This window comes from Nocardia sp. NPDC059236, from assembly GCF_042754085.1.
In the GTDB taxonomy this organism is placed as follows: domain Bacteria; phylum Actinomycetota; class Actinomycetes; order Mycobacteriales; family Mycobacteriaceae; genus Nocardia.
Window position 1 is genome coordinate 1 of the sequence record NZ_JBHZAF010000055.1, and the last position, 3,121, is coordinate 3,121.

General features: G+C 55.3%; 1 rRNA gene. It reads right to left on the reverse strand.

The window, feature by feature from the left end:
- Positions 1 to 2,715, reverse strand: a 23S ribosomal RNA gene (locus ACFXIV_RS47680); the annotation flags it as partial.
- Between the last annotated feature and the right edge of the window lie 406 nt (positions 2,716 to 3,121).

A 3,121-nucleotide genomic window follows, 5' to 3' on the forward strand; every position in this document is an offset into this window, starting at 1 on the left:
GAGCCGACATCGAGGTGCCAAACCATCCCGTCGATATGGACTCTTGGGGAAGATCAGCCTGTTATCCCCGGGGTACCTTTTATCCGTTGAGCGACACCGCTTCCACTTGCCGGTGCCGGATCACTAGTCCCGACTTTCGTCCCTGCTCGACCTGTCGGTCTCACAGTCAAGCTCCCTTGTGCACTTGCACTCGACACCTGATTGCCAACCAGGCTGAGGGAACCTTTGGGCGCCTCCGTTACATTTTGGGAGGCAACCGCCCCAGTTAAACTACCCACCAGGCACTGTCCCTGAACCCGATCAGGGTCCGAGGTTAGAGGTCCAATACGATCAGAGTGGTATTTCAACGATGACTCCACGAATACTGGCGTACCCGCTTCACAGTCTCCCACCTATCCTACACAAACCGTACCGAACACCAATACCAAGCTATAGTGAAGGTCCCGGGGTCTTTTCGTCCTGCCGCGCGTAACGAGCATCTTTACTCGTACTGCAATTTCGCCGAGTCTGTGGTTGAGACAGCTGAGAAGTCGTTACGCCATTCGTGCAGGTCGGAACTTACCCGACAAGGAATTTCGCTACCTTAGGATGGTTATAGTTACCACCGCCGTTTACCGGGGCTTAAATTCTCAGCTTCGCCCCAAAGGGCTAACCGGTCCTCTTAACCTTCCGGCACCGGGCAGGCGTCAGTCCGTATACATCGTCTTACGACTTCGCACGGACCTGTGTTTTTAGTAAACAGTCGCTTCTCACTGGTCTCTGCGACCCAGCACAGCTCCCACCGCAAGGGTGTTCACCAGACCGGGCCCTCCTTCTCCCGAAGTTACGGAGGTATTTTGCCGAGTTCCTTAACCACAGTTATCTCGATCGCCTTAGTATTCTCTACCTGACCACCTGTGTCGGTTTGGGGTACGGGCCGTGTACCAACTCACTAGAGGCTTTTCTCGGCAGCATAGGATCACTGAATTCGCCTCAATCGGCTACGCATCACCTCTCAGGCTCATGAGACACGGATTTGCCTATGTCTCGCCCTACAGGCTTACACCAGGTATTCCATCACCTGGCCCAGCTACCTTCCTGCGTCACCCCATCGCTTGACTACTACAGCAGGGGTCCCATGCAGCCACTTCTCTTCACCCGAAGGTGATAGGTCCGCTTTTGGATGGTTAGCACCACTGATTCGCCATTGGGCGCGGATACACGGGTACGGGAATATCAACCCGTTGTCCATCGACTACGCCTGTCGGCCTCGCCTTAGGTCCCGACTCACCCTGGGCGGATTAACCTGGCCCAGGAACCCTTGGTCATTCGGCGGACGAGTTTCTCACTCGTCTTTCGCTACTCATGCCTGCATTCTCACTCGCGCAGCCTCCACGGCTGGATCACTCCGCCGCTTCCCTGGCTACACGACGCTCCCCTACCCATCCAGACTCCTGGCTCGAAAGCGGGATAATGTCTGAATGCCGCGGCTTCGGCGGTGTACTTGAGCCCCGCTACATTGTCGGCGCAGAATCACTTGACCAGTGAGCTATTACGCACTCTTTCAAGGGTGGCTGCTTCTAAGCCAACCTCCTGGTTGTCTTCGCGACTCCACATCCTTTTCCACTTAGTACACGCTTAGGGGCCTTAGCCGGCGATCTGGGCTGTTTCCCTCTCGACTATGAAGCTTATCCCCCACAGTCTCACTGCCGCGCTCTCACTCACCGGCATTCGGAGTTTGGCTGACTTCGGTAAGCTTGTGGGCCCCCTAGGCCATCCAGTAGCTCTACCTCCGGCGAGAAACACGCGACGCTGCACCTAAATGCATTTCGGGGAGAACCAGCTATCACGGAGTTTGATTGGCCTTTCACCCCTACCCACAGCTCATCCCCTCAGTTTTCAACCTAAGTGGGTTCGGGCCTCCACGACGTCTTACCGTCGCTTCACCCTGGCCATGGGTAGATCACTCCGCTTCGGGTCCATAGTGTGCGACTCAAACGCCCTATTCGGACTCGCTTTCGCTACGGCTCCCCCACACGGGTTAACCTCGCCACACACCGATGACTCGCAGGCTCATTCTTCAAAAGGCACGCCATCACCTTATAAGGGCTCTGACGGATTGTAAGCGCACGGTTTCAGGTACTATTTCACTCCCCTCCCGGGGTACTTTTCACCTTTCCCTCACGGTACTAGTCCGCTATCGGTCACCAGGTAGTATTCAGGCTTATCGGGTGGTCCCGACAGATTCACAGCAGATTTCACGGGCCCGCTGCTACTCGGGAGTCATCCACACAAGCCGAGATGTTTTCGTCTACCGGACTCTCACCGTCTACGGTTGGCCGTCCCAGACCAATTCGACTAACAACTCGGTTTCTGACTTGTGCCTAGTTCGGCAGAACTAGGAAGAATGATCCCACAACCCCCAGAACGCAACGCCTGCCGGCTATCACACGCTCTAGGTTTAGCCTCTTCCGCTTTCGCTCGCCACTACTCACGGAATCACATGTTGTTTTCTCTTCCTGTGGGTACTGAGATGTTTCACTTCCCCACGTTCCCTCCACACACCCTATATATTCAGGTGCGGGTGACACGACATCACTCGTGCCGGGTTTCCCCATTCGGAAATCCTCGGATCTCAGCTCGTTTGACAGCTCCCCGAGGCTTATCGCAGCCTACTACGTCCTTCATCGGCTCCTGGTGCCAAGGCATCCACCGTACGCTCTTACACACTTACTAACAAAGATGCTCGCGTCCACTGTGCAGTTCTCAAACAACACACAAAACCTTCTCGCTACTGCGGCACCAGCCAGGAAGAACTCCCGCGGTATGACCACGAAGAAGATTTCGTCGTTTTTTGCCTGGAAAGAACGTCTGTTCTTTCAGGACCCAACAGTGTGTCGATATATTCACCGCGATCCCGGACATGGCCGGCATCTTGGTGCGATGAAGCTTGTCAGCGTTCCACCCATGAGCTTCCGCGGTCCCACGATTGGGGACTCAAACGGTCTCTGACACAACCCGATTCGACTCTTCGAATGGTTTGTGTAGAAGTGCTCCTTAGAAAGGAGGTGATCCAGCCGCACCTTCCGGTACGGCTACCTTGTTACGACTTCGTCCCAATCGCCAATCCCACCTTCGACGG